This window comes from Streptomyces sp. NPDC019224, from assembly GCF_040632605.1.
GTDB lineage: Bacteria > Actinomycetota > Actinomycetes > Streptomycetales > Streptomycetaceae > Streptomyces.
The window spans coordinates 108,603-133,576 of the sequence record NZ_JBEYCF010000011.1 but is presented as its reverse complement, the minus strand read 5'-3'; the positions used below and the strand labels follow the sequence as shown (position 1 = coordinate 133,576).

The 24,974-nt window shown below is 72.3% G+C and carries 17 protein-coding genes and 3 pseudogenes; 13 read left to right on the top strand and 7 right to left on the bottom strand.

What is annotated here, in order from left to right; translation table 11 throughout:
• Window positions 1-42 precede the first annotated feature (42 nt).
• Complete coding sequence (locus tag ABZ564_RS10085; protein WP_360852514.1) at window positions 43-4,416, top strand: S8 family serine peptidase; 4,374 nt, start codon at window positions 43-45, stop codon at window positions 4,414-4,416.
• Between the two features lie 208 nt (window positions 4,417-4,624).
• On the opposite strand, the gene ABZ564_RS10080 is transcribed toward ABZ564_RS10085, so the two are convergent.
• Window positions 4,625-5,245, bottom strand: a complete 621-nt coding sequence (locus tag ABZ564_RS10080) for an L-threonylcarbamoyladenylate synthase (RefSeq protein ID WP_360852510.1) — start codon at window positions 5,243-5,245, stop codon at window positions 4,625-4,627.
• A gap of 270 nt (window positions 5,246-5,515) precedes the next feature.
• Here ABZ564_RS10080 and ABZ564_RS10075 point away from each other — a divergent pair, with 270 nt between their 5' ends.
• The 7 genes and pseudogenes from ABZ564_RS10075 (at window position 5,516) to ABZ564_RS10045 (ending at window position 13,267) form a co-directional block, all read left to right on the top strand.
• Window positions 5,516-5,962, top strand: coding sequence for a MarR family transcriptional regulator (locus ABZ564_RS10075; RefSeq protein WP_360852507.1), 447 nt, complete (start codon window positions 5,516-5,518; stop codon window positions 5,960-5,962).
• A 432-nt stretch (window positions 5,963-6,394) separates the two neighbouring features.
• Entirely contained in the window at window positions 6,395-7,423 is a 1,029-nt protein-coding gene (tdh, locus tag ABZ564_RS10070; RefSeq protein WP_360852504.1) for an L-threonine 3-dehydrogenase, read from the top strand.
• Window positions 7,424-7,463: 40 nt separating this feature from the next.
• Window positions 7,464-8,657: a glycine C-acetyltransferase gene (locus ABZ564_RS10065; RefSeq protein WP_360852501.1), complete on the top strand. Its 1,194-nt coding sequence runs from the start codon at window positions 7,464-7,466 to the stop codon at window positions 8,655-8,657.
• Between the two features lie 58 nt (window positions 8,658-8,715).
• Complete coding sequence (locus ABZ564_RS10060; protein WP_360852498.1) at window positions 8,716-9,615, top strand: LysR substrate-binding domain-containing protein; 900 nt, start codon at window positions 8,716-8,718, stop codon at window positions 9,613-9,615.
• Between the two features lie 12 nt (window positions 9,616-9,627).
• Window positions 9,628-12,546: pseudogene (locus tag ABZ564_RS10055) on the top strand (RHS repeat-associated core domain-containing protein); the annotation flags it as partial.
• On the top strand, window positions 12,546-13,028 hold the full coding sequence (locus tag ABZ564_RS10050; RefSeq protein ID WP_360852495.1) for a barstar family protein: 483 nt from the start codon (window positions 12,546-12,548) through the stop codon (window positions 13,026-13,028). The pseudogene ABZ564_RS10055 and the gene ABZ564_RS10050, both read left to right, overlap by 1 nt.
• Before the next feature lie 95 nt (window positions 13,029-13,123).
• Complete coding sequence (locus ABZ564_RS10045) at window positions 13,124-13,267, top strand: hypothetical protein (protein ID WP_360852492.1); 144 nt, start codon at window positions 13,124-13,126, stop codon at window positions 13,265-13,267.
• Window positions 13,268-13,284: 17 nt separating this feature from the next.
• Here ABZ564_RS10045 and ABZ564_RS10040 read toward each other — a convergent pair whose 3' ends face one another.
• Window positions 13,285-13,671, bottom strand: a complete 387-nt coding sequence (locus ABZ564_RS10040) for a VOC family protein (RefSeq protein WP_329029542.1) — start codon at window positions 13,669-13,671, stop codon at window positions 13,285-13,287.
• Window positions 13,672-13,733: 62 nt separating this feature from the next.
• On the opposite strand from ABZ564_RS10040, the gene ABZ564_RS10035 reads away from it, so the two are divergent.
• Together ABZ564_RS10035 and ABZ564_RS10030 are read left to right on the top strand one after the other, a co-directional pair.
• Window positions 13,734-14,366 (top strand): nucleoside/nucleotide kinase family protein, encoded by a 633-nt coding sequence (locus ABZ564_RS10035; protein WP_360852489.1) that lies wholly within the window; start codon window positions 13,734-13,736, stop codon window positions 14,364-14,366.
• Between the two features lie 67 nt (window positions 14,367-14,433).
• Window positions 14,434-15,564: an aminopeptidase P family protein gene (locus ABZ564_RS10030; protein WP_360852486.1), complete on the top strand. Its 1,131-nt coding sequence runs from the start codon at window positions 14,434-14,436 to the stop codon at window positions 15,562-15,564.
• Window positions 15,565-15,576: 12 nt separating this feature from the next.
• On the opposite strand, the gene treZ is transcribed toward ABZ564_RS10030, so the two are convergent.
• From treZ to ABZ564_RS10015, 3 genes and pseudogenes are all read right to left on the bottom strand, one after another.
• Window positions 15,577-17,337 carry a malto-oligosyltrehalose trehalohydrolase gene (gene treZ, locus ABZ564_RS10025; protein ID WP_360852483.1) on the bottom strand — a complete coding sequence of 587 codons (1,761 nt, stop codon included), beginning with the start codon at window positions 17,335-17,337 and terminating at the stop codon, window positions 15,577-15,579.
• Window positions 17,338-17,516: 179 nt separating this feature from the next.
• Window positions 17,517-17,648, bottom strand: coding sequence for a hypothetical protein (locus tag ABZ564_RS10020; protein ID WP_360852480.1), 132 nt, complete (start codon window positions 17,646-17,648; stop codon window positions 17,517-17,519).
• Window positions 17,642-17,809 (bottom strand): annotated as a pseudogene (locus ABZ564_RS10015) (GNAT family N-acetyltransferase); the annotation flags it as partial. The pseudogene ABZ564_RS10015 and the gene ABZ564_RS10020, both read right to left, overlap by 7 nt.
• 164 nt (window positions 17,810-17,973) lie before the next feature.
• Here ABZ564_RS10015 and ABZ564_RS10010 point away from each other — a divergent pair.
• The 3 genes and pseudogenes from ABZ564_RS10010 (at window position 17,974) to ABZ564_RS10000 (ending at window position 20,035) form a co-directional block, all read left to right on the top strand.
• Complete coding sequence (locus ABZ564_RS10010; RefSeq protein WP_360852477.1) at window positions 17,974-18,540, top strand: DUF1707 and FHA domain-containing protein; 567 nt, start codon at window positions 17,974-17,976, stop codon at window positions 18,538-18,540.
• A gap of 131 nt (window positions 18,541-18,671) precedes the next feature.
• Window positions 18,672-18,800 (top strand): annotated as a pseudogene (locus ABZ564_RS10005) (LysR family transcriptional regulator); the annotation flags it as partial.
• 185 nt (window positions 18,801-18,985) lie between these two features.
• A complete protein-coding gene (locus ABZ564_RS10000; RefSeq protein WP_360852474.1) occupies window positions 18,986-20,035 on the top strand; it encodes a cytochrome P450 in 1,050 nt (349 codons plus the stop codon).
• An 18-nt stretch (window positions 20,036-20,053) separates the two neighbouring features.
• On the opposite strand, the gene treY is transcribed toward ABZ564_RS10000, so the two are convergent.
• Together treY and glgX are read right to left on the bottom strand one after the other, a co-directional pair.
• A complete protein-coding gene (gene treY, locus ABZ564_RS09995) occupies window positions 20,054-22,420 on the bottom strand; it encodes a malto-oligosyltrehalose synthase (protein WP_360852470.1) in 2,367 nt (788 codons plus the stop codon).
• A gap of 98 nt (window positions 22,421-22,518) precedes the next feature.
• The gene (glgX, locus tag ABZ564_RS09990) at window positions 22,519-24,690 is read right to left on the bottom strand and encodes a glycogen debranching protein GlgX (protein ID WP_360852467.1); all 2,172 of its coding nucleotides are present in this window, start codon (window positions 24,688-24,690) and stop codon (window positions 22,519-22,521) included.
• Window positions 24,691-24,974: the final 284 nt, after the last annotated feature.

The following is a 24,974-nucleotide window of genomic DNA, read 5'->3' as shown; positions in this document are numbered from 1 at the left end:
GGCCACGCCCCGGACGGCCCCGCGGCGGGACGGGGGCGTCCGATGCCCGTGACACCGAGGCGCGGGAGACGGGGGCGGGGACGTGCGGTCGTCGGCGTCCTCCTGGGGATGGTCGTCGCGGCGGCCGGCCTGGGCGCCGCACCCGCGGCGCAGGCCGTACCGGCCAAGGACAAGATCCGTCCCGGCCTGTCGGCCGAACTGGAGAAGGACGGCAAGGCGGACTTCTGGGTGCGCTTCGACGCCCGGGCCGATCTCTCGAAGGTGCGCGACGGCGACTGGGACCGGCGAGGCGCCGACGTCGTCAAGCGGCTCCGGGCGACGGCGGCCGGCTCGCAGGGCAAGGTGATCGCCGCACTGGAGAAGGCCGGCGTCGACTACCGGTCGTTCTGGGCGACGAACGCCGTGTACGTCGAGGACGGACCGCGGCAGTTGGCGGTCTCCCTCGCCGCCGAGGCCGGGGTGGACCAGCTGTGGCCGTCGCAGACGTACGGGAAGGCCGAGCCGGTGAAGGCGGCCGGCGACGCCACGCAGTCCGTCGAGTGGGGCCTGTCGAACATCGGCGCCGACAAGGTGTGGTCGGAACTCGGCGTGGACGGTGACGGGATCGTCATCGCGAGCATCGACTCGGGCGTGCAGTACGACCATCCGGCACTGGTCGGCCGGTACCGGGGGAACAACGGCGACGGCACGTTCTCCCACGACTACAACTGGTTCGACGCCTCGCGCCACTGCGCCGGCGGTGTGCCCTGCGACACCAACGGGCACGGCACGCACACCATGGGCACGATGGTCGGCTCGGACGGCGGGGAGAACCGGATCGGCGCGGCGCCCGGCGCCAAGTGGATCACCGCCAACGGCTGCGCCACCTGTACGGACGCGGAGCTGGTCGCCTCCGGGGAGTGGATGCTGGCGCCGACGCGGACGGACGGCTCGGACGCCGACCCGTCGAAGCGGCCGAACATCATCAACAACTCGTGGGGCAGCCAGGTCCCGTCGAGCGACCCGTTCATGGAGGACATCTCCGCGGCCTGGAGCGCGTCGGGCATCTTCGGAGTCTGGTCGAACGGCAACAGCGGCCCGAACTGCCGGTCCTCGGGGTCGCCGGGCAGCCGGACGGTCAACTACTCGGTCGGCGCCTACGACTCCACCGACACGATCGCGTCGTTCTCGTCCCGCGGCGGCGGGCAGGACGGCAAGGTGAAGCCGGACATATCGGCGCCCGGAGTGAACGTGCGCTCGTCGATTCCCGGCTCGGCCTACGGCACCGCCTCGGGAACCTCGATGGCGGCGCCCCACGTCGCCGGTGCGATCGCGCTGCTCTGGTCCGCCGAGCCGGCGCTCGTCGGTGACATCGAGAAGACCAGGGACCTGCTGGACGACACCGCCGTCGACACCGCGGACCCGCAGTGCGGCGGTACCGCCGACGACAACAACGTCTACGGCGAGGGCAGGCTGGACGCGCTGGCACTGGTGCGTGCGGGTGACCCCGGGCCGACGGGTGTGCTGTCCGGGGACATCACCGACGAGGCCACCGGCGACCCGGTGCGCGGCGCGACGGTACGCGTGGTCGGCACCTCCGTGGACCGGACGCTCGGCGTTGACGGCTCGGGCGACTACCGGATCGAAGTACCTGTCGGCACATACGAGTTGACCGCGTCGGCCTTCGGATACCGGACGCGGACCGCCACCGTCCAGGTCGATGAGGGGGCCACGCCGCGACAGCCGTTCGCGCTCACCGCGTACGACTCCTCCGTGGTCGGCGGACGGGTCACCGACGGCTCCGGGCAGGGCTGGCCGCTCTACACGAAGATCACCGTGGCCGGCGCGCCGGACGCGGTGTACTACACCGACCCCGTGACCGGGAAGTACGCGATCACCCTGCCGGAAGGGACCTCGTACGAGCTCACGTTCCAGCCGGTCTACCCGGGTTACGAGACCGCGACCGAGGTGGTCGCCCTGGGTGCCGACGACGTGACGCGCGACGTCGACGCCAGGATCGACGTGGGCCGGTGCTCCGTCGCCAACGGATACCGGTACGCGTACGAGGGAGTCCACGCGGACTTCAACGACGGGGCGCTGCCCGCGGGCTGGTCGATCGTCGACCACATCCACTCCGGCGGCGTGTGGACGTTCGAGGACCCGTTCAAGCGCGGCAACCACACCGGCGGCGACGGCAAGTTCGCCATGGTCGACAGCGACTACTACGACTACGAGGCCAAGCAGGACACCTCGCTGGTCATGCCGGTGATGGACCTGACCGGGATCCAGGAGCCCGTCATCGGGTTCAACCAGGACTACAACAACTACCAGTCCGAGCTCGCGGACGTGGACCTGAGCCTCGACGGCGGGACCACCTGGACCAATGTGCTGCGGCAGACCGCCGACGTACGCGGCCCCCGCTTCACCTCGATCCCCATCCCGCAGGCGGCGGGCCACAGCGACGTCCGCGTGCGCTTCCACTACTACAAGGCGAACTTCGACTGGTTCTGGCAGCTGGACAACGTGTTCGTGGGCAGTCGGAGCTGTGACCCCGTCGAAGGCGGCGGCTACCTCGTCGGCAACGTCGATGACGCCAACACCGGCGCCGGAGTCGTCGGCGCCGAGGTGACGGCGGCCGGGGCGACGGTGAAGACGGTGGCCACGCCCGACGACCCGCGGCTGGCCGACGGGTTCTACTGGATGTTCGACAAGACCTCCGGCGGGCAGGACGCGACCGCTTCGGCGGACAACTACTCCACGCTCACCAGGAAGGTCGATGTCGGCGGCGTGACGGAGACCGACTTCACCCTGAAGGCCGGCCGGCTGACGGTGGCACCGGGTGAGGTGGCGGCGACCCTGGAACTGGGGGACCGCACCGCCACCCGCACCATCGACGTCACCAACACCGGCACCGCGCCGGCCGAGGTGCGCTTCGGCGAGAGCGGCTCGGGGTTCGTGATGCAGAAGGCCGACGGGGGGACCCGGAGCCGGCAGCAGACCGAGACGGACACGGGCGCCCCGGAACAACGGCTGGACGTACCGGTGTCGCTGGCCGCGGCCCCGGAGAGCAAGAAGGTCGCCACGGCCGACGGACCGACCAGCGACCCGTGGACCACGGTCACGAACTATCCGCACACCATCATGGACAACCGGGTCGTGACGCTGGACGGGAAGATCTACTCGGTCGGCGGCAACACGGGCAGCGGCATGACGGCCGAAGTCTGGTCGTACGACCCGGCCACCCTGGCCTGGACCGAGGCGGCGCCGCTGCCCGCCGCGCGCTCCGCGATGACGGTCGGGGTCGTCAACGGCGAGATCGTGGCCGCGTCCGGCTGGGGCTCCAACGGCCCGCAGGCCAACACCTGGACCTACGATCCGGCCGCGGACAAGTGGTCCCCCGGCGCCGGCAATCCGCTGCCGCGGTCGGCGGCCGGCCAGGCGGTGCTCGACGGGAAGCTGTACGCGGTGGGCGGCTGCACCACCGGCTCGTGCACACCCACGTCGAACAGCGTGGTGTCCTACGATCCGGGCACCGACACCTGGCACAGACTGGCCGACTACCCGGTGTCGGTGGCGTTCGCCGCCTGCGGGGCCCTGGACGGCAAGGTCGTCTGCACCGGCGGCAACAGCGGCGAGGCCGCGACCGACCGGACGTACGCCTACGACCCGGCCTCCGACTCCTGGAGCCGGCTCGCCGACGCCCCGGCCCCGATCTGGGCGTCGAGCTACGCGGTGGCCGACGGCGAGCTGGTCGTGGCCGCCGGTGTGCACGCCGGAGCGGTGTCGAACGCCGGCTTCGCGTACGACAGGGCCACGGACACCTGGCGCCCGCTGCCCAACGCCAACACCGCCCGTTACCGGGGAGGCGCCGCGTGCGGCTTCTACAAGATCGGCGGCGCGACCGGCGGCAGCAACGCCCTCCCGGAGAGCGAGATGCTGCCCGGTTTCGGCGACTGCGCCTCCGGCGCGACGGACATCGACTGGATGTCGGTCGACCACGACCGCACCACCCTGGCACCGGGCGATTCGGTCACGGTCGAGGTGACCGTCGGTGCGCAGGTCGAGCAGCCGGGCGTGTACAGCAGCGCGGTGTCGATCCGGGAGGACACTCCGTACGCCCAGGCACCGGTAGGGGTGGTGATGACCGTCACGCCGCCGAAGTCCTGGGGCAAGCTGACCGGAGTCGTGCGCGGTGTCGCGTGCGACGCGTCCAGGGCCCCGCTGGGCGGGGCCACGGTCGCGGTCGACGCGTCGGACGCCGCCTGGACGTTCGTCACGAAGGCCGACGGGGCGTACGCCCAGTGGATCGACGGACGCAACAACCCGCTGACGGTGATCGCCGCCAAGGACGGCTACCAGACGCAGGGGAAGGAGGCGAGGGTGTCCGGGCGGCGGACGACCACGGTCGACCTGGACCTGGTGAGGGCCGACTGCTGACACCGCGTCGGTCCGTGACCCGGGCATGAGCGGAAAGGCACGCGTACCGGCTCCGGCTCAGGGGCGTCCCGCCGGTGAGTCCGGGGCCGGTACACGTCGTCACCACGCCCGCGGCACCACCACATCCCCCGTCCGGTCGACCGGAGCGTCGCGGGACCGCGGGCGGGGGAGCGTGGGCCGGGCGCTTCGGCCCGGTCCGTCCGCCCGGTTACTCGAACCGCGACGTGTCGCCGGCTCCCCGGCGTACGATCTCCAGCTCGCCGTTGGAGAAGTCGATGACGGTCGTGGGCTCCGTGCCGCAGTCGCCGGAGTCGATGACGATGTCCACCTCGTGGTCGAGGCGCTCCTTGATCTCCCAGCCCTGGGTCAGGGGTTCGGCCTCGTCGGGCAGGAGCAGGGTGCTGGAGAGCAGCGGTTCGCCCAGCTCGCCCAGGAGGGCCTGGACGACCGGGTGGTCCGGGATGCGGACGCCGACGGTCTTCTTCTTCGGGTGCAGCAGCTGGCGCGGCACCTCCTTGGTCGCCGGCAGGATGAACGTGTACTGACCGGGTGTCGCCGCCTTGACCGTGCGGAACACGTCGTTGTCGATGTGCACGAACTGCCCGAGCTGGGCGAAGTTCTGGCACATCAGCGTGAAGTGGTGGCGGTCGTCGAGGTTGCGGACCGCCCGGATGCGGGACAGGCCGTCCCGGCTGCCGAGCTGACACCCGAGTGCGTAGCAGGAGTCCGTCGGGTACGCGACGAGCGACCCGGAGCGGATGCTTTCTGCCACGTTGGTGATGGTGCGCTGCTGGGGGTTTTCGGGGTGTACGTCGAAATACTTCGCCATCCGGCGAGTCTACGGCCGGGGGCGCGGACGGTTCCCGGCAAAGCGGATTGTCCGGGCCCCGAAGAGGCAGGACAACCGGTTCGAGTGGTGGTCGCCGCTCAAACCTTTTCGGCCGGTCCTCATGGGGCCGCGATGCCGGTGACGCGTGGACCGACCGATTGTTATGCACTATACACATTGCGTGCATCGTGCACACATTCCGTGGTATATCTGTACAGAGAGGTCGCCGTCCCCGCGGGGGAGGCGCACCGCAGTCGTAAGGAGCCGCGTGTGGACATGCCTGTGGACCGGATCGAGTTCGAGACGATGCTGCTCGGCCGGCACATGAGTCTGCTCACCTCGCGGGGCGACGGGCGGCTCGACCGGAGCGCGTACATCCTCCTCAGCCGCATCCGGGCCCAGGGGCCGATGTCCATCGGCCAGCTGCGCGAGGCCTTCGGCCTGGACGCCTCCACGCTGAACCGGCAGACCGCCGCGATGCTCCGGGCCGGTGTCGTCGACCGCATCGCCGACCCGGACGGCGGGATCGCGCGGAAGTTCGTCATCACGGACGAGGGCGAGCGCCGGCTGGACAAGGACCGGACGGAGAACCGGGAGGGCCTCCGGCGGGTTCTGGCCGACTGGACCCCGGAGGAGGCGGCCCGCTTCGCGGACGACCTCGCCCGGCTCAACCGTGACATCGAGCGCCTCGACGGCCGGCCCTGGCCGCGCGACTGAGCGGGACACCCGCGAGGCGGCGAGCCGGCGCCGGCCGGCGGCACCAGGACCCGGCGGTCGTGGACGGCACCGGCCGAGCGCGGTCGCGCCCGCCCCGTCCCCACGAGGGGTGCCCCGCGTCCCCGGTCGCGTCCTCCGCCTCGGTCGCGCCCCCGGTCGCGTCCTCCGCCCGCCCACCGAACGGAGCAAGGGGCCCCGCCCCCCGTACGGCGCGGCGTGAAGCGGAGCTGCGGTCCCGCTTAAGAAAACCTCGATGGACCTGGGGCGCGGGGTGCGGCAGATTTCTCCGTGACGGCGGAGGATGGTGCGCGGCAGCCGGTGCGAGCGCGCTGTCATGCCGTCCCTCTCATTCTTCCCCGGGCCGCAGGCTTCCTCAGGCATGCCCCCCGCCCGGGGAGCTCGACAACGCACCAGGTACAGGGAGCCGCAGCCGTGAAGGCACTCGTGAAGCAGAAGGCCGAGCCGGGACTCTGGCTGATGGACGTCCCCGAGCCCGAGACCGGCCCGGGGGACGTACTGATCAAGGTCCTGCGCACCGGCATCTGCGGGACGGACCTGCACATCCGCAACTACGACGGCTGGGCGCAGCAGGCCATCAGCACCCCGCTCGTCCTCGGCCACGAGTTCGTCGGCGAGGTCGCCGCGATCGGCGCGGACGTCGTCGACATCGCCGTCGGCGACCTGGTCAGCGGTGAGGGCCACCTGGTGTGCGGCAAGTGCCGCAACTGCCTGGCCGGCCGCCGCCACCTCTGCCGCTCCACGCTGGGCCTCGGCGTCGGACGCGACGGCGCCTTCGCCGAGTACGTGGCGCTGCCCGCGTCCAACGTGTGGGTGCACCGGGTCCCCGTCGACCTCGACATCGCCGCGATCTTCGACCCGTTCGGCAACGCCGTGCACACCGCGCTGTCGTTCCCGCTGGTCGGCGAGGACGTCCTGATCACCGGCGCCGGCCCCATCGGCATCATGGCCGCCGCAGTCGCCAAGCACGCCGGCGCCCGCAACGTCGTGATCACCGACGTCAGCGAGGCCCGCCTGGCCCTGGCCCGCAAGGTCGGCGTCAGCCTGGCGCTCAACGTCGCCGAGCGGACCATCGCCGACGGTCAGCGGGAGCTGGGACTGCGCGAGGGCTTCGACATCGGCCTGGAGATGTCCGGCCGCCCCGAGGCGATGCGCGACATGATCGCGAACATGACGCACGGCGGCCGGATCGCCATGCTCGGACTGCCCTCCGAGGAGTTCGCCGTCGACTGGGCCCGGATCGTCACCTCCATGATCACGGTCAAGGGCATCTACGGCCGCGAGATGTACGAGACCTGGTACGCCATGTCCGTCCTGCTGGAGGGCGGCCTCGACCTCGCCCCCGTGATCACCGGCCGGTACGGCTACCGCGACTTCGAGGCGGCCTTCGACGACGCGGCGAGCGGACTCGGCGGCAAGGTCATCCTCGACTGGACCGCCTGAGCCCTGTCCGTACCAGTCCCCACCCCCTAAGGAATCCGGCATGTTCGACTCCGTACGCGACGGCCTGCGCACCACCCTCGAAGAGATCGAGGCCGCCGGCCTGCACAAGCCCGAACGCGTCATCGGCACCCCGCAGTCCGCGACCGTGGCCGTCACGGCCGGGGGCCGCCCCGGCGAGGTGCTCAACTTCTGCGCCAACAACTACCTGGGCCTCGCCGACCACCCCGACGTGATCGCCGCCGCGCACGAGGCGCTCGACCGCTGGGGCTACGGCATGGCCTCGGTCCGCTTCATCTGCGGCACCCAGGAGGTCCACAAGGAGCTGGAGCAGCGGCTCTCCTCCTTCCTGGGCCAGGAGGACACGATCCTCTACTCCTCCTGCTTCGACGCCAACGGCGGCGTGTTCGAGACGATCCTCGGCCCCGAGGACGCGGTCATCTCCGACGCCCTCAACCACGCCTCGATCATCGACGGCATCCGCCTGTCCAAGGCCAAGCGCTTCCGCTACGCCAACCGCGACATGGCCGACCTGGAGACGCAGCTCAAGGAGGCGTCCGGGGCCCGGCGCCGCCTGATCGTCACCGACGGCGTCTTCTCCATGGACGGGTACGTCGCCCCGCTGCGCGAGATCTGCGACCTCGCCGAGCGCTACGACGCCATGGTCATGGTCGACGACTCGCACGCCGTGGGCTTCGTCGGCGCCGGCGGCCGCGGTACGCCCGAGCTGCACGACGTGATGGACCGCGTCGACATCATCACCGGCACCCTCGGCAAGGCGCTCGGCGGCGCCTCCGGCGGTTACGTCGCGGCCCGCGCCGAGATCGTCGCCCTGCTGCGCCAGCGCTCGCGCCCGTACCTCTTCTCCAACTCGCTCGCCCCGGTCATCGCCGCCGCCTCCCTCAAGGTCATCGACCTGCTGGAGTCCGCCGGCGACCTGCGCGAGCGGCTCAACGCCAACACCGCGCTCTTCCGTACCCGGATGACCGAGGAGGGCTTCGACATCCTGCCCGGCGACCACGCCATCGCCCCCGTCATGATCGGGGACGCGGCGAAGGCAGGCCGGATGGCGGAGCTGCTCCTGGAGCGCGGTGTGTACGTGATCGGGTTCTCGTACCCGGTCGTCCCCCAGGGCGCGGCCCGCATCCGCGTCCAGCTCTCCGCGGCGCACTCCACGGACGACGTGAACCGCGCGGTTGACGCGTTCGTCGCCGCCCGCGCCGCGCTGGGGGAGTAGCGGCACCTGTCGCGGAGGACGTTCCGGACGTCCTCCGCGACCTGGGACAATAGGGCGCATGATCGATGCCCGGCGGCTGCGCATTCTGCGGGCCGTGGCGGACCACCGCACGGTGACCGCCGCGGCCGCCGCGCTGTACCTGACCCCCTCCGCCGTCTCCCAGCAGCTCGCCGCGCTGGAGCAGGAGACCGGCCACCGGCTCGTCGAACGCGGCTCGCGCGGCGCCCGGCTCACCCCGGCCGGCGACATCCTGCTCACCCACACCAACGCGGTGCTGGCCCAGCTGGAGCGGGCGGAGGCCGAGCTGGCCGCGTACGGCTCCGGCGAGGCCGGTACGGTCACCGTCGCCGCGTTCGCCACCGGCATCGGGCTCGTCCTCGCCCCCGCCATCGCCGCGCTGAGCCGGACCGCTCCCGGCATCAAGGTCCGCGTCCAGGACGCCGAGGGCGACGCCAGCGTCCCGATGGTCCTGGACCGCCAGGTCGATGTCGCCGTCGCCGTCGAGTACCGGGGCGCACCGGGCGAGGACGACCGCCGGCTCACCCGCGTACCCCTCTACTCGGAGCCGTTCGACGCGGTGCTCCCGGTCGGGCACCGGCTGGCCGGCCAGGAGCAGGTGGCCGTCGCCGAGCTGGCCAAGGACGCCTGGATCGGCCCGTACCCCGGCAACCCCTGCCACGACGTGGTCGTCCTGGCCTGCGAGTACGCCGGTTTCGCCCCGAACCTCGAACACTCCTCGGACGACTTCCACGCGGTGGTCGCCCTCGCCGGCGCGGACGCGGGGGTCGCCCTGGTGCCGCGCACCGCCCTGCGCGGCATGCCCCTGACCGGTGTGGTCGTCCGCCCGGTCCGCGGCACGGCCCCCACCCGCCGCGTCTTCGCCGCCGTACGCCGGGGCGCCGAGGCCCACCCGCTGATCGCCCCGGTCCTGGACGCGCTGGCGGGCGCGGCGGGCTGAGCCGGCCTGGTCGTCGAGCGGACCCATCTGTCCTCGTACCGTGGCGGGGTGTGCTTCGGCCCGGCCTGGGCCTCCACCCTGGACGAGTGCCTCCAGATCGACGGCGAGGGCGTGGTGTTCGCCGCCGCCGACGGGATGCGTCTGGTCTACCCGGTCCCGGAGCCGGGCGTGCCCGGGTCCCTCGCCTATGACGACGCGGCGCGCACCACCACGTACACGGACTCCCTCGGTCGACGCTCCACGCACCGGTACAACGCCGCGGGCATGGTCGTCGAGGAGACCGATCCGCTGGGCTGCACCACCCGCACCGAGTGGACGGACCGGGGCGACAAGCCGCTCTCCGTCACCGACTCGCTGGGCCGCACGACGAGGTACGCGTACGACGAGGCCGGTCGCCTCACGGAGGTGACCCTGCCGGACGGGTCCGGTGCCCGGGCCACGTACAACGCGCTCGGCCGGCCCACCGAGGTCGTCGAACCGGGCGGAGCGGTCTGGCGCCACACCTACGACGAGCGGGGCAACCTGCTCACCACGACCGACCCTCTCGGCGCCGAAACGCAACTCTCCTACGACGAGTCGGGCAAGCTGTCCGCGATCACCGACGCCCTGGGCCACACCCGCACGGTGACGTCCGACGCGGCCGGGCTGCCCGTCGCGGTCACCGACGAGCTCGGGCACACCACGACCGCGCGCCGCGACGCCTTCGGCCGTGTCGTCGAGGTCACCGACCCGCTCGGCGGGACGACCCGCACCGGCTGGACCACCGAGGGCAAGCCGTCGTGGCGCGAGTACGCGGACGGCACCCGTGAAGCCTGGAGCTGGGACGGAGAGGGCAACCTCCTCACCCACACCGACCGCGCGGGCGGCACCACCGAGCACACCAGCACCCACTTCGACGTCCCCGCCACCCGCACCGACCCGGACGGCACGACGTACGCCTTCGCCTACGACACCGAACTCCGGCTCACCACCGTCACCAACCCCCAGGGACTGACCTGGTCGTACGCGTACGACGAGGCGGGGCGGCTGGTCCGGGAGACCGACTTCAACGGCCGGGTCCTGACCTACGCGCACGACGCGTCCGGAGGCCTGACGTCCCGCACCAACGGCGCCGGCGAGACGCTCCGCTTCACCCGGGACACGCTCGGCCGGGTCGTGGAACAGGCCGCCGACGGGGGCGACACCACCACCTACGCGTACGGGGCCTCCGGCCACCTGGCCCACACGGTCAACGCGGACGCGGAGGTCACCGTCGAGCGGGACGCGCTGGGCCGCCCGCTCACCGAGACCGTCAACGGCCGTAGCACCACGTACGCGTACGACGCCCTCGGACGCGTCACCCGGCGGACCACCCCGTCCGGGCTGGTCTCGGACTGGACCTACGACCCGGCCGGCCGGCCCTCCCGGCTCGGCACCGACGCCGGTGCGCTGACCTTCGCCTACGACGCGGCGGGCCGCGAGACCGAGCGCCGCATCGGCGACACCGTCACCCTCACCCAGGACTGGGACGCCGCCCACCGGCTCACCGGGCAGCGGCTCTCGGCCCGGGTGAGCGGAGCCGACCGGCTGCTCCAGCACCGCACCTACGCCTACCGCGAGGACGGCTACCTCACCGAGATCCGCGAACTCAGCTCGGGCACCCGCCGGTTCGACCTCGACGCCACCGGCCGCGTGACCGGGGTCCGCGCCCACGGCTGGACCGAGACGTACGCCTACGACACGGCGGGCAACCTCACCCACGCCACGGCCCCCGCGCACGAGTCCGCCGGGGACCGCGAGTTCACCGGCACCCTCATCCGCAGCGCCGGTCGCACGACGTACGAGCACGACGCCCAGGGCCGCCTGATCCACAGGACCCGCAAGCTGCTCAACGGGCAACGGCTGAGCTGGACGTACGCCTGGAACGCGGAGGACCGCCTGACCGAGGCGGTGGCCCCCGGCGGCGACCGCTGGCGCTACGCCTACGACCCTCTGGGCCGCCGCGTATCCAAGCACCGGGTGGCCGAGGACGGCTCCGCCGCCGACCGCACGGAGTTCACCTGGGACGACCTGCGCCTGGCCGAGCGGACGAGGCCCGACGGCCGGGTGACCACCTGGGACTACGCCCCCGGCACCCACAGCGTCCTGACCCAGACCGACCACAAGCCGCTGCCCAGCGAAAAGGGCGCGTCCCTGCTGGCCCAACTGGCCCTGGACGCCTCCACCGACTTCAGCACCCGCTTCCACGCCGTCGTCACGGACACCCTCGGCACCCCGGCCGAACTGGTCACCCCCGACGGAGAACTCACCTGGCAGCGCCGCACCACCCTGTGGGGAACGGACTTCCCCGCCGCCACGGACACCACGTCCGTCGACTGCCCGATCCGCTTCCCCGGCCAGTACGCCGACCCCGAAACCGGCCTGAACTACAACCACTTCCGCTACTACGACCCCGAAACCGCCCGCTACATCAGCCCGGACCCGCTGGGCATCAGTCCATCACCCAACCCGGCCGCTTATATCCCCAACCCTCATGTCTGGGCTGATCCTCTGGGGCTTGCAGGCTGCACGAACCTCAAACCAGGAACAACTCTGGGGGAGGTTGAAAATGTTCAGGGATGGGTACCCAAGACTATTCCCAAAGAGGCCATGCAAGTTCTCCGTGACGTTGAGGAGTACAATCTTGGATGGGGTGGTGGCCCGGGGTTTCACGGCCCGAAGTGGTGGACTGAAACATTTGAGAACAGTGGAAAAAATGGCGGATACCAACTTCCGGTCCAAGAGCCATCGGGCAAGCCGATCACTTATCAGGAATACGGTACCTACCCGGCGTCGGACAACCCCAAGCCGGGTGGTGAGCGCTGGGTGTTCGGCAGTGATGGCTCTGCCTACTACACCCCGACTCACTATCAGACATATATTGTGGCCACGAGTCCGAGATGGGCGGAGTGATGGAAGAGGAAGCCGAGGCGATTCACGTTGCGCCATGGATGCACGTCATTGCGGAGGGCGGCGGGTTGAGCGTCGATGAACTCCTGCCCACTTCGGGTGAGGTTCGCGTGACACGTCTCAATGGCTGCGACTTGTCGGACGAGGCATCGGTATTCGAAAAATTCTGGGAAGCTTTTAAGTTCCCTGATTATTTTGGCTGGAACTGGTCCGCTTTCTATGATTGCCTCCGCGACTTGGAATGGCTTTCATCGGATTACCATATCCTGATCATTGAATCTGCCGAGAACGCCCTTTCGGGGGACGGTGTTGCGCGCGAGGAATTTTTCAAATCCTTGTGGCGTGCCGGTCGGCGGCGCTCCTACACCAAGCGGCCTGAGGGCGTGACGCTCAGTAAATTCTCAGTCGTTCTGTCATGTGGCAAGGAGTCTGCGCCCGGCCTTGCCCGTCGCCTGGAAAGACTGCACGATCAGTCACCCGTCTGAGGGGATGGAGAGAACCGCTGAAAGATCCGCAGATCAAGCAGTGGCCAGAAGCCTCAAGAGGCGAGGCCGATTACCTGGACTACCTCTCCGGTTCCGTGGGCCCGGCCGAGTGGATCGCCCGCGCCTGGCGCCTGTCCCTCGGGGACGCCTTTCCGTACCGGGCCTTCGACGTCCGGGCGACCGAAACGGTCGACGGCCCGGTGGTGGGCTTCACGAGCCTGCCCGGCACGGGCGGCTGACGGCCCGGGCCGCCCCGTCACGCCGGCTGGAGCAGGTCCCAGCGGTTGCCGTACAGGTCCTCGAAGACCGCGACCGAGCCGTAGACCTCGTGGCGCGGCTCCTCCAGGAACCGCACCCCGGCCGCCGTCATCCGGGCGTGGTCGGCCGCGAAGTCCTCGGTGTGCAGGAAGAAGCCGACCCGGCCACCGGTCTGCGCGCCGACGCTCGCCGCCTGGGCCCCGTCCTTGGCGCGGGCCAGCAGGAGCCCCGTGCCCTCGGTGCCCCGCGGCCGCACCACCACCCAGCGCGAGCCGTCGCCCCGGTCGGTGTCCTCCACCAGTTCGAAGCCGAGGGCGCCGGTGTAGAAGGAGAGGGCCTCGTCGTAGTCGCGGACGACCAGGGTGACCAGGGCGATGTGGGGCATGGGACTCCTCGCGGTGCGGCAGGGCGGCGGGGGCAGGGCCCCGGGACGGGACACTATCCGGCATGGACCTCAGCGATCTCACCGCCCGCGCGCGCCGCCTCGCGCGCCCCGGGCAGCGGCACGTCCTCGGCATCGCCGGGCCGCCCGGAGCCGGAAAGTCGACCCTGGCCGGCCGTATCACCGACGCTCTCGGACCGCTCGCCGTACTCGTGCCCATGGACGGCTTCCACCTCGCGCAGGCCGAACTCGAACGGCTCGGCCGGGCCGGGCGCAAGGGCGCGCCCGACACCTTCGACGCCGCCGGGTACGCCGCCCTGCTGCGGCGGCTGCGCGCCCCCGAGCCCGGCACCGTCGTGTACGCCCCCGCCTTCGACCGGGCCCTGGAGGAGCCGGTCGCCGGAGCGGTCCCCGTACCGCCGGAGGTCCTGCTCGTCGTCACCGAGGGGAACTACCTGCTGTACGGGGAAGGGGGCTGGGCGCCGGTGCGCGGGCTGCTCGACGAGGCGTGGTACCTGGATCCCGACGACGCCGTACGCGTCCCCAGGCTGGTCGAGCGGCATGTGCGGTACGGGAGGACCCGGGCCGACGCCGAGCGCTGGGTGGCGCGGTCCGACGAGGCCAACGCCCGGCTCGTCGCGACCGGACGCGACCGGGCCGACCTCGTCGTACGGGAGGGAGCGGGGCCACGCGCCTGACCACTCGCGCGCCCCTCCCCGGACGGGCAGGATGGGAGGGCCGTTCCGTGCCGTCAGGAGGACCCGCATGTCCAGTACCGACCAGCCCGTGCCGTTCACCGCCGACGACTACCGGGCCCGGATGGCACGCGCCGCCGAGAGCGCCGCCGCGGCCGGACTCGCCGGGGTACTGGTCGCGCCCGGGCCCGACATGGTGTACCTGACGGGCTACCAGCCGACCGCGGTCACCGAACGCCTCACCCTCCTCGTCCTCGCGGCGGACCGGGACCCCGTCCTGGTCGTGCCGACGCTGGAGGCCCCGGACGCGGCGAAGGCCGTCGGCGCCCCCGCGATGACCCTGCGCGACTGGACGGACGGCAAGGACCCGTACGACGTCACCGCCCCGCTGCTCGACGCGCGGGGCCGGTTCGGGATCAGCGACAACGCCTGGGCGATGCACCTGCTCGGCCTCCAGCAGCGGCTTCCCGACACCTCGTACGCCTCGCTCACCGAGGCACTGCCGATGCTGCGCGCCGTGAAGGACGCCCACGAGCTGGCACGGCTCGCCGCCGCCGGGGCCGCCGCCGACGCCACGTACGCGGAGATCCTCGAGGTCCGCTTCTCCGGCCGCAAGGAGACCGAGGTCGCCGCCGACCTGGCCCGGCTGCTCACCGAGCACGGGCACTCCCAGGTCGACTTCACTGTCGTCGGCTCCGGCCCCAACGGGGCCAACCCGCACCACGAGGCGGGGGAACGCACCATCGAGCACGGCGACATGGTCGTCCTCGACTTCGGCGGCCTCAAGCACGGCTACGGCTCCGACACCTCCCGTACCGTCCACGTCGGCGAGCCCACCGCCGAGGAGCGGCGGGTCCACGACATCGTGCGCGAGGCGCAGCGGGCGGGCTGCGAGGCGGTGCGCCCCGGCGTCGCCTGCCAGGAGATCGACCGGGCCGCCCGCGCCGTCATCACCGAGGCCGGCTACGGCGAACGCTTCATCCACCGCACCGGCCACGGCATCGGCGTCACCACCCACGAACCCCCGTACATGATCGAGGGCGAGGAGCAGCCGCTGGTGCCCGGCATGTGTTTCTCGGTGGAGCCCGGCATCTATCTGCCGGGCCGGTTCGGGGTCCGCATCGAGGACATCGTGACCGTCACCGAGGACGGCGGGCGCCGTCTCAACGCCACCGCCCGCGAACTCGCGATCGTGGAGTAGGGGCGGCGGACGTCAGTCGTCGGCCAGCAGCACGCAGGACTCCGGCGGCAGGTGCAGCAGCCCGTCCGGGTCCGGCGGGTCCACCGGAAGCCACGCGGCCAGCACCCGGCCCGGCCCGCCGCGGTGGCGCCCGTTGCCCAGCGGGATCGCGGCCGGCTTCCCGCCGAGGTTGACCGCGATCCGCAGATCGCCCCGGCGCACCGCCAGCCAGCGCGCCCCGTCGTCGTACGCGGCCTTCACGCTCGCCAGGTCCGGATCGCGCAGGTCCGGCAGGGTGCGGCGCAGGGCGATCAGCTCGCGGTACCAGGCGTGCAGCCGGGCGTGCGGCTCGCGGCGGGGCTCCTCCCAGTCCAGGCAGGAGCGGGCGCGGGTGGCCGGGTCCTGCGGGTCCGGGATGTCCTCCTCCGCCCAGCCGTGCGCCCCGAACTCCCGCCGCCTGCCCGACCGTACGGCCTCCGCCAGCTCCGGGTCCGTGTGGTCGGTGAAGAACTGCCATGGCGTGCGGGCGCCCCACTCCTCGCCCATGAACAGCATCGGGGTGAAGGGGCCGGTGAGCACGAGCGCCGCCGCGCAGGCCAGCAGCCCGGGGGAGAGGGAGGCGGCGAGCCGGTCGCCGAGGGCCCGGTTGCCGATCTGGTCGTGGGTCTGGGCGTAGCCGACGAAGCGGTGGGCGGCGCTGCGGCTGACGTCGACGGGGCGGCCGTGCGTACGGCCGCGGAAGCTGGAGTACGTGCCGTTGTGGAAGAAGGCGCTCGTCATCGTCTTGGCGAGCCCGGCCAGCGGGGCGGCCGCGAAGTCCGCGTAGTAGCCCTGGGACTCACCGGTGAGCGCGGTGTGCAGGCAGTGGTGGAAGTCGTCGTTCCACTGGGCGTGCAGCCCGAGCCCGCCCTCCTCGCGGGGCGTCGTGGTGCGCGGGTCGCACAGGTCGGACTCGGCGATCAGCGGCAGCGGGCGCCCCAGTTCCGCCGAGAGCGCGTCGGCCGCGGCGGACAGCTCCTCCAGGAACGTCAGCGCCCGGGTGTCGGCCAGGGCGTGCACCGCGTCGAGCCGCAGCCCGTCCAGCCGGTAGTCCCGCAGCCAGGCGAGCGCGCTGCCCAGCAGGAACGCCCGCACCTCGTCGGAGCCCGGCGCGTCCAGATTGACCGCCGAGCCCCACGGGGTGTGGTGCGTCTCGGTGAAGTACGGGCCGAACGCCGGGAGGTAGTTGCCGGACGGGCCCAGATGGTTGTGGACGACGTCCAGGACGACGGCGAGCCCGAGCCCGTGCGCCGTGTCGACAAAGCGCTTCAGCCCGTCGGGGCCGCCGTACGGCTCGTGCACGGCCCACAGCGAGACCCCCTCGTACCCCCAGCCGTGCACCCCGGGGAACGGGCAGACCGGCATCAGCGACACATGGGTGATGCCCAGCTCCGCCAGGTGCCCCAGCCGGGCCGCCGCCGCGTCGAACGTGCCCTCGGCGGTGAACGTGCCGATGTGCAGCTCGTACAGGACCGCGCCCGGCAGCTCCCGCCCCGCCCAGGCCGAGCGCCAGGTGTACGCGTCGTGGTCGACGACCGCCGACTCGCCGTCGGGACCGTCCGGCTGGCGGCGCGAGCGGGGGTCGGGACGTACCGGACCGCCGTCGAGGGCGAAGCCGTAGCGGTCGCCGTCCACGGCCTCCGCCTCGGCGGTCCACCAGCCCGGTCGGCGCGGATCGGCCGCCATCGGCCGCAGTACGCCCGACAGCCGCAGCGCGGCCGATTCCGCATCGGGTGCCCATACCTCGAACAACATGCAGCGCTCCCTCGCTTCCGGGGCCGTTCGCCCCGACCCCATGGTCGGCAGAAGGCGCGATCTTGGGCCTATGACACTCTGGGCCGAGTCCGACACGGGCGATTCAGGTCTGAGACTGATCACTGCCCGGTCGGGTCCGGTCCTACGCAACCGGCGCCGACGCGGCGACCGATGTGCTGTCAGTTCTTCACCCCCACCATGACGAAGGCGCGCTCGAAGCCGACGTGGCCGAGCCGTGCGAACGCCTTCGCCATCGGCGTGTTGCCGAGGTCCGTCGCCGCCCGGAGCCGCTCCACACCGTCCCGCTCCACCAGGCGATCCGCGCCACCACCCGGTCACCGCGCAGCGCCACCCGCATCCACTCCGGGCGGCGGCGGCCCGTGGCGAGGACGTAGGGCAGTTCGAGGAAGAGCCTCAGCTCGTCGGGACCGTTGAACGGACGGATGGTCAGATCGAGTGGTGCGTCGGGCACGAAACCCCCAGGGAGTACGGGCACATGCGGCGACCGCCGCACGGCCCAGCAACGTTCCGGACGTACCGCCCCCGGATATCCGGAACGGTCCCGCGCAGGTCAGGAGGGGGCGGAAAGCGGGGTTGTTCTGGACACCCCGGGGCGGACGGGCCGACAATCGACCCGTGACGTCCCCGTTCGAGTTCCACACGCCCACCGCGCGCCTGTCCGACGCGCAGCGCGACCGTGTTCTCGGTGTGCTCAGGGAAGGCGCGGCCCAGGGCAGGCTCTCCCAGGACACCTTCATGCGGCGCATGGAGGTGGCGCTGACGACCAGCCGCCCCGAGGAACTGGAAGCCCTCACCAGGGACCTGGAGCGCGAAGGCCGCTGGTCCCGGGGGCTGTTGCGCGTCGTGGGGGGCGTCTCCGGCTTCCCCGAGCGGGTCCGCAGGGCGTGGCGGGCGGAGCGGCTGCCCAAGCTGCTGCTGCCCGCCCCCAGTCCGCACCCCCTGCTCATCGGCCGCGATCCGGGCAACGGACTGCGCCTCACCCACGAGACCGTCTCCCGGACGCACGCAGAGCTGACCGCGCACGGCGACCGCTGGCTGCTGCGCGACCTCGGCTCCACCAACGGCACCTGCGTCAACGGGCAGCGCGTCACCGGCACGGTCCCGGTGCGCGAAGGGGACCAGGTGAGCTTCGGCCGCATGATGTTCCGGCTGTCCGCGCCCGCCCTCCGGCCGCCGGCGTAACGTCCGCGTTCACGCCTGCCCGCGCGGCCCCCGGCCCCCGGCCCGCCGGGGTGGGGAAGGGCCCGTCGGTCGCCCCGGAGAGCGTCGGGTGCGGGTGGAGACGCCGGGTGCGCACCCGGAAAGGGGGCACGATGATCCTGCGGCAGATGGAGTACCTCCTCACCGTGGCCGGGGAGTCCTCCTCCACCCGGGCCGCCGAACACCTCCACCTCACCCGGCCGGCGCTCTCCCCCCGGAGCAAGGCCCTGGAACGGGGCGGCGGCGGCCCCCTGCCCGACCCGCCTCGTCCGCGGTCCGGAGGACGGCGGCCGGGGCCGGCGCACCGCCGAGCCCGCCCGCGTGTCACCCGGACGGCCGCGCGCCGACTGCGACGGGCCCGTTCAGGTGATGCCCTGAGAGGGACCGCGCCGCGCACCGGCGCACCGACTCGCCCCGGGGGAACGCCATGCCGGCCGACGCACCCCGAGACATACCGGCCCCGACCACCTCGCCCGAACCCCGAGCCCGCACCACCCGGTCCGCGCGGCGCCGCTGGGCCGGCCGCCCCCGCACCGGCCCCAGCCTCCTGGCCCGGGGCGCGGCCCGGGACCCGTACCGCTTCTACCGGATGCTGCGCGAGCAGTACCCGCTCAGCTACGACGCGCCGCTCGGCGCCTGGCTGATCAGCCGGTACGACGACGTCACCGCCGCCCTCACCGACCCCCGGTTCGCCGGTTTCCCGCACGACGGGGCGCCCCGGGGCGGCCCCGCACCGCTCGGCCTGTGCCACGGCAGCCCGCGCTGCCTGCCCCCCGACCGGTACACCGTGGTGACCGGCACGGTCCCCGCCGGGCTCGCCGAGCGCATGGAACGCACCGCCTACGTGCTGGCCCGGCGCATCGCCCGCCGCCCCCGGGCGGACCTCGTCGAGGAGTTCTGCCGCTGGCTGCCCGCCGCGTCCTGCCCGGACACCGCACCGGCCACGGACGGCAGGGCGGGTGCGACGACCGCCGCTCCCGCCGCCGGGCCCTGTCTGCGGGACACCGCCCTGCGCCGCACCGCGCTCGCCTCCCTCCTCGCCAACCTGCTGGACGACCCCGACCTGCTGGCCGCCCTGCGCGTCGAACCCGCGCTCACCGGCCGGGCCTGGACGGAGTCGCTGCGCCGCGACCCGCCGGTCCAGGTCGTCCTGCGCCGCACGGTCGCCGAGGTCACCCTCAGCGGCGGCACCCTCCCCGCCCGGGCACCCGTCGCGATCCTCGTCGGGGCCGCCGCCCGGGATCCCGGGCGGTTCGCCGCCCCGGACGCGTTCGACCCGTTCCGCACCGACCAGGACCGCGCCCTGAGCGGGCCGCCGGGCTGCCCCGCCGTGGCGCTCAGCCGGCTGGAGGCCGAACAGGGGCTGCGCGCCCTGCTCGGCGCGATGCCCCGCCTCCGCTGGGCGGAGGGCTTCCGCCCGGCCGCCACGGGCCTGCTGACCCGGGGCCCGCGCTCCCTGCTCGTCCGGCCGGGGTGAGCCCGCCGAAGCGGCGCCTCAGCCCCGGACCAGCAACGCCACCGGCCGGTCCGCGAACAGTTCGGCCGCCTCGGCCGTGCCGCCCGTGAACTCCCGGCCGGGCGTGAGGAGGTCCCGCCACACCCCCTCGTCCGGCAGGGCCAGCCGCGTCCCGCGCCAGCCGCCCGACTCCGCGAGCCGCAGCGACAGCCGGGTCACCGCCGTGACCACCTCACCCGAACGGCAGAACGCCAGACAGTGCGCCGCCGCCGGACCCGACGCGCGCAGCGGGGCGTACGTGCCGGACTCGCCGAAGACCGCCGGCCGCTCCCGACGCAACCGCAGCGCCGCCGCCGTCAGCTCCGCCTTCTCGTCGGCGGGCGCGTCCGGCTCCGGCTCCCGGAACGGCCGTCGGTTGTCCGGATCGACCAGCGCCAGGTACGCGCGCTCGGTGCCCTGGTAGAGGTCCGGCACCCCGGGCATCGTCAGGTGCACCAGCGCCGCGCCCAGCGACTGCGCCCGCACATGGGTGGCGAGCGGGGCGGCGAACTCCTCGACGAGGGACCGCACCGGTCCGACGTCCGAGGCCGGCCCGGCGGCGACGAAGTCCGACGCCAACCGCTCGTACACCGGATCGGGCTCCGTCCAGCTCGTGAACAGGCCCGACTCGCGCACCGCCTTCAGCAGCGCCGGCTCCAGCCGCGCCGCTCGCTCGTCCGCCGGAACGCCCGCGCAGCCGACCGCCGTCTGCCACGCCTGCCAGGCCAGCTGCGGATCGGGCGCGGCCGGGGCGGACCGGGCCAGACCCGCCACCAGACCGGCCCATCGCCCGGGGCACTGCGAGAGCACCGCGATGCCCGCCCGCACATCGGCGCTGCGCTTGGTGTCGTGCGTGGTCAGCGCCGTCCCGGTGGTGGGCCAGTCACGGGCGAGCCGGGTGCAGAAGGCGTGGAAGTCCTCCGGCTCGACGGCCGGGTGCCCCGGATCGCCGCCCACCTCGTTCGCCGAGAGCAGCGGCACGTACCGGTAGTACGCCGTGTCCTCGACCGCCTTGGCCCGCAGCGCCGACGCCGTCTGGGCGAACCGGGCGCAGAACGCCGCCCTGTCCCCGCCGCCGCCGAGCCGCCCCAGCGCCAGGTCCCGCACCACGTCGACGGCCGAGGCCTCCTCCCGTACCGCGAACACCGCCTTGGCGTCACTCACCGTCGTCGCGTCGAGCGTCGCCTCGGCCGTATCGGAGCAGGGTCCGCCCGCCCTCACGTACGGGCGGTAGACCGGGACGCGGACCAGCAGCTCGCGCAGGGCGGTGCGCAGCGCCCAGGGGGCGTGGTCGCGCAGCGCGGGGTCCCCGGCGCAGATGCGGGAGGCCAGCCGGGTCAGCAGCTCGGTCTCCGCCGCCAGTTCGTGGGTGACGACGCGGTACGCGGCCCGGCGCACGGTCGCCGTCCAGTAGCCGCCCCGGTCACCGGCCGGGGCGGTGGCCTCGCGGTAGTGGCCCAGCAGCTCGGCGGCGCCCTGCGGGTCGGTGAAGAGACCGTCGATCCGGTACAGCGCGTCGTATCCGGTCGTCCCTGCCACGGCCCAGCCGGCCGGCAGCTGCTCGGAGCCGGTGAGGATCTTCTCCACCACCGTCCACACCCCGCCGCTCGCCTCGGCGAGCCGTTCCAGATAGCCGGCCGGGTCGGCGAGGCCGTCCGGGTGGTCGATCCGCAGACCGTCCACGACGCCGTCCCGGACCAGTTCGAGGATCTTGCCGTGGGTGGCGGCGAACACCTCCGGGTCCTCCACCCGCACCCCGATCAGGTCCGAGATGGTGAAGAACCGCCGGTAGTTCAGTTCGGTGCGGGCCAGCCGCCACCAGCCGAGCCGGTAGTGCTGGGCGTCCAGCAGCTCCGGCAGTGGCAGGTGGGCGGTGCCGTCCCGGAGCGGGAACTCCTGCTCGCCGTAGCGCAGCACCTCCCCGTCGACCCGCATCCGTGCCGTCTCGTCGCCGATCCGGCCGGCCAGCACGGGCAGCAGCATCCGTCCGTCGCCCGCCGCCCAGTCGATGTCGAACCAGCGGGCGTACGGGGATCCGGGCCCTTCGCGCAGCACCTCGCGCAGGGCGTGGTTGTGCCGGGGGGCGGCCGCCATGTGGTTGGGCACGATGTCCACGACCAGGCCGAGCCCGTGCTCCCGCGCGGTGCGCGCCAGCCGCCGCAGCCCCTCCTCGCCGCCCAGCTCGTCACGGACCCGGCTGTGGTCGGTGACGTCGTAGCCGTGCCGGGAGCCCGGCACGGCCTCCAGGACAGGTGACAGATGCAGATGGGAGACGCCGAGCGAGGCGAGATACGGCACGGCGTCCTCGGCGGCCCGGAACGGGAACTCCGGCTGGATCTGCAGCCGGTACGTGGCGGTAGGCGTCATGGGAATCTTCGTACCCACATCCGGGCCGCCTGTGTCACCCCGCCCGGCACAAGACCACGACGGGGTGACACGGTCGGTGCCGCCGGACAGGCCCCCCGTCAGGCGGGCCGTTGCAGCACCACCATGCTCCGCCCCACCAGCGTCACCCGATCGCCCGCCGCCACCTTCGGCCCCGCCCCGGTCAGCACCCCGGCCGGGCGCGCGGTGTCCACCACGGCGTGCCACTGCCGGCCGTGGTTGACGGGCACGGCGAACTCCAGGGTCTCGGCGCTCGCGTTGAACATCAGCAGGAACGAGTCGTCGGAGATCCGCTCCCCGCGCGGGCCGGGTTCCGAGATGGCGTGCCCGTTCAGGAAGACCGTCAGGGCCTTGGCGTGCGCGGCCTGCCAGTCCCGCTGGGTCATCTCCTGGCCCTCGGGGGTGAACCAGGCGATGTCGGACAGCTCGTCGTGCGTACCCTCCACCGGGCGGCCGTGGAAGAACCTGCGGCGGCGGAAGACCGGGTGGTCGCGGCGCAGCCACACCATCGCCCGGGTGAACTCCAGCAGGCTCATGTCCTGCGTCTCACCGTCCGGCTCCCCGTCCTCCTCGTCCTCGCCGTCGGCGCCCACCGCGGCGGCGGGCTCGGGCCAGTGCACCCAGGACAGCTCGTTGTCCTGGCAGTAGGCGTTGTTGTTGCCCTGCTGGGTACGGCCGAACTCGTCGCCGTGACTGAGCATGGGCACGCCCTGCGACAGCATCAGCGTGGCGATGAAGTTGCGCATCTGACGCTCGCGCAGCTCCAGCACCTCGGTCCGGTCCGTCTCGCCCTCGGCGCCGCAGTTCCAGGACCGGTTGTGGCTCTCGCCGTCCCGGTTGCCCTCGCCGTTGGCCTCGTTGTGCTTGTCGTTGTACGAGACCAGGTCGTGCAGGGTGAAGCCGTCGTGGCAGGTGGTGAAGTTGATCGAGGCCAGCGGGCGCCGCCCGTCGTCCTGGTACAGGTCCGACGAGCCGGTCAGCCGCCCGGCGAACTCGGCCAGGGTCCGGGGCTCGCCCCGCCACAGGTCGCGGACCGTGTCCCGGTACTTGCCGTTCCACTCGGTCCACAGCGGCGGGAAGTTCCCCACCTGGTAGCCGCCCTCGCCCACGTCCCACGGCTCGGCGATCAGCTTCACCTGGCTGACCACCGGGTCCTGCTGCACCAGGTCGAAGAACGACGACAGCCGGTCCACCTCGTGGAACTGGCGGGCCAGCGTGGCCGCCAGGTCGAAGCGGAAGCCGTCCACGTGCATCTCGGTCACCCAGTACCGCAGCGAGTCCATGATCATCTGGAGTACGTGCGGCGAGCGCATGAGCAGGGAGTTCCCGGTCCCCGTGGTGTCCATGTAGTAGCGCTGGTCGTCGGTCAGGCGGTAGTACGAGGCGTTGTCCAGCCCCCGGAAGGACAGCGTGGGCCCCAGGTGGTTGCCCTCGGCGGTGTGGTTGTAGACCACGTCGAGGATCACCTCGATGCCCGCCTGGTGCAGGGCGCGCACGGCCTGTTTGAACTCCAGCACCTGCTCGCCCCGGTCGCCCCAGGACGCGTAGGCGTTGTGCGGGGCGAAGAACCCGATCGTGTTGTAACCCCAGTAGTTGGCGAGCCCCGCGTCCGCCAGCCGGTGGTCCTGGACGAACTGGTGCACCGGCATTAATTCGATGGCCGTGACGCCCAGCTCCGTCAGATGGGCGATGATCTCCGGATGCGCCAGACCGGCGTACGTGCCGCGCAGCTCCTTCGGCAGCCCCGGATGGAGCATCGTCAGGCCCTTCACATGGGCCTCGTAGATCACCGTGCGGTGGTAGTCCGTACGGGGGCGCCGGTCGTCGCCCCAGTCGAAGTAGGGATTGACCACGACCGAGGTCATGGTGTGCGGGGCGGAGTCGAGGTCGTTGCGCGCGTCCGGCTTCCCGAAGGGGTAGCCGTACACTTCCTCCCCCCACTTGATCTGCCCGGACACCGCCCGCGCGTACGGGTCGAGGAGCAGCTTGGCGGAGTTGCACCGGATGCCCCGCTGGGGTTCGTACGGGCCGTGCACCCGGAATCCGTAGCGCTGCCCGGGCATCACCCCGGGCAGATACGCGTGACGGACAAAGGCATCGGTCTCTCTCAGTTCCACCGCCGTCTCGGAACCGTCGTCGTGCAGCAGGCACAACTCGATTCGGTGGGCGGCCTCCGAGAAGACCGCGAAGTTGGTCCCGGCACCGTCGTACGTGGCACCGAGCGGGTACGCCTGTCCCGGCCACACCTGCATGGATTCGACTCTTCCAGTTCTGCCGCGGTCGCCTGGGGAATGCGGCCACCTGGGCCAGATCTTCCCCGAAAGAGCGTCCCTTACCTAGGACGTCGGCCGGTCGGTCAACATCGCGCCTCTCCGTGTCGCCCGGAACCGGCCTTTGTCCGGCCCCTCGCCGGTTCTGTCCGGTTCGCGGTCCTTACTGGGGTGTTTAATCACTATGAATCCGCTCACTCCCGTCGAACTCGCCGACCGGAACAGGTTTGATTCCATGGGGAGTTGGTAAAGGAGCCTGCGCATCC

What these genes read in the sequence shown, in the direction of transcription:
- ABZ564_RS10085 (WP_360852514.1), top strand. Translation starts at nt 43, where the DNA reads ATGCCCGTGACACCGAGGCGCGGGAGACGGGGGCGGGGACGTGCGGTC.
- ABZ564_RS10080 (WP_360852510.1), bottom strand. Translation starts at nt 5,245, where the DNA reads ATGGCGAAGTATTTCGACGTACACCCCGAAAACCCCCAGCAGCGCACC.
- ABZ564_RS10065 (WP_360852501.1), top strand. Translation starts at nt 7,464, where the DNA reads ATGTTCGACTCCGTACGCGACGGCCTGCGCACCACCCTCGAAGAGATC.
- ABZ564_RS10060 (WP_360852498.1), top strand. Translation starts at nt 8,716, where the DNA reads ATGATCGATGCCCGGCGGCTGCGCATTCTGCGGGCCGTGGCGGACCAC.
- ABZ564_RS10050 (WP_360852495.1), top strand. Translation starts at nt 12,546, where the DNA reads ATGGAAGAGGAAGCCGAGGCGATTCACGTTGCGCCATGGATGCACGTC.
- ABZ564_RS10040 (WP_329029542.1), bottom strand. Translation starts at nt 13,671, where the DNA reads ATGCCCCACATCGCCCTGGTCACCCTGGTCGTCCGCGACTACGACGAG.
- ABZ564_RS10035 (WP_360852489.1), top strand. Translation starts at nt 13,734, where the DNA reads ATGGACCTCAGCGATCTCACCGCCCGCGCGCGCCGCCTCGCGCGCCCC.
- ABZ564_RS10030 (WP_360852486.1), top strand. Translation starts at nt 14,434, where the DNA reads ATGTCCAGTACCGACCAGCCCGTGCCGTTCACCGCCGACGACTACCGG.
- treZ (WP_360852483.1), bottom strand. Translation starts at nt 17,337, where the DNA reads ATGTTGTTCGAGGTATGGGCACCCGATGCGGAATCGGCCGCGCTGCGG.
- ABZ564_RS10000 (WP_360852474.1), top strand. Translation starts at nt 18,986, where the DNA reads ATGCCGGCCGACGCACCCCGAGACATACCGGCCCCGACCACCTCGCCC.
- treY (WP_360852470.1), bottom strand. Translation starts at nt 22,420, where the DNA reads ATGACGCCTACCGCCACGTACCGGCTGCAGATCCAGCCGGAGTTCCCG.
- glgX (WP_360852467.1), bottom strand. Translation starts at nt 24,690, where the DNA reads ATGCAGGTGTGGCCGGGACAGGCGTACCCGCTCGGTGCCACGTACGAC.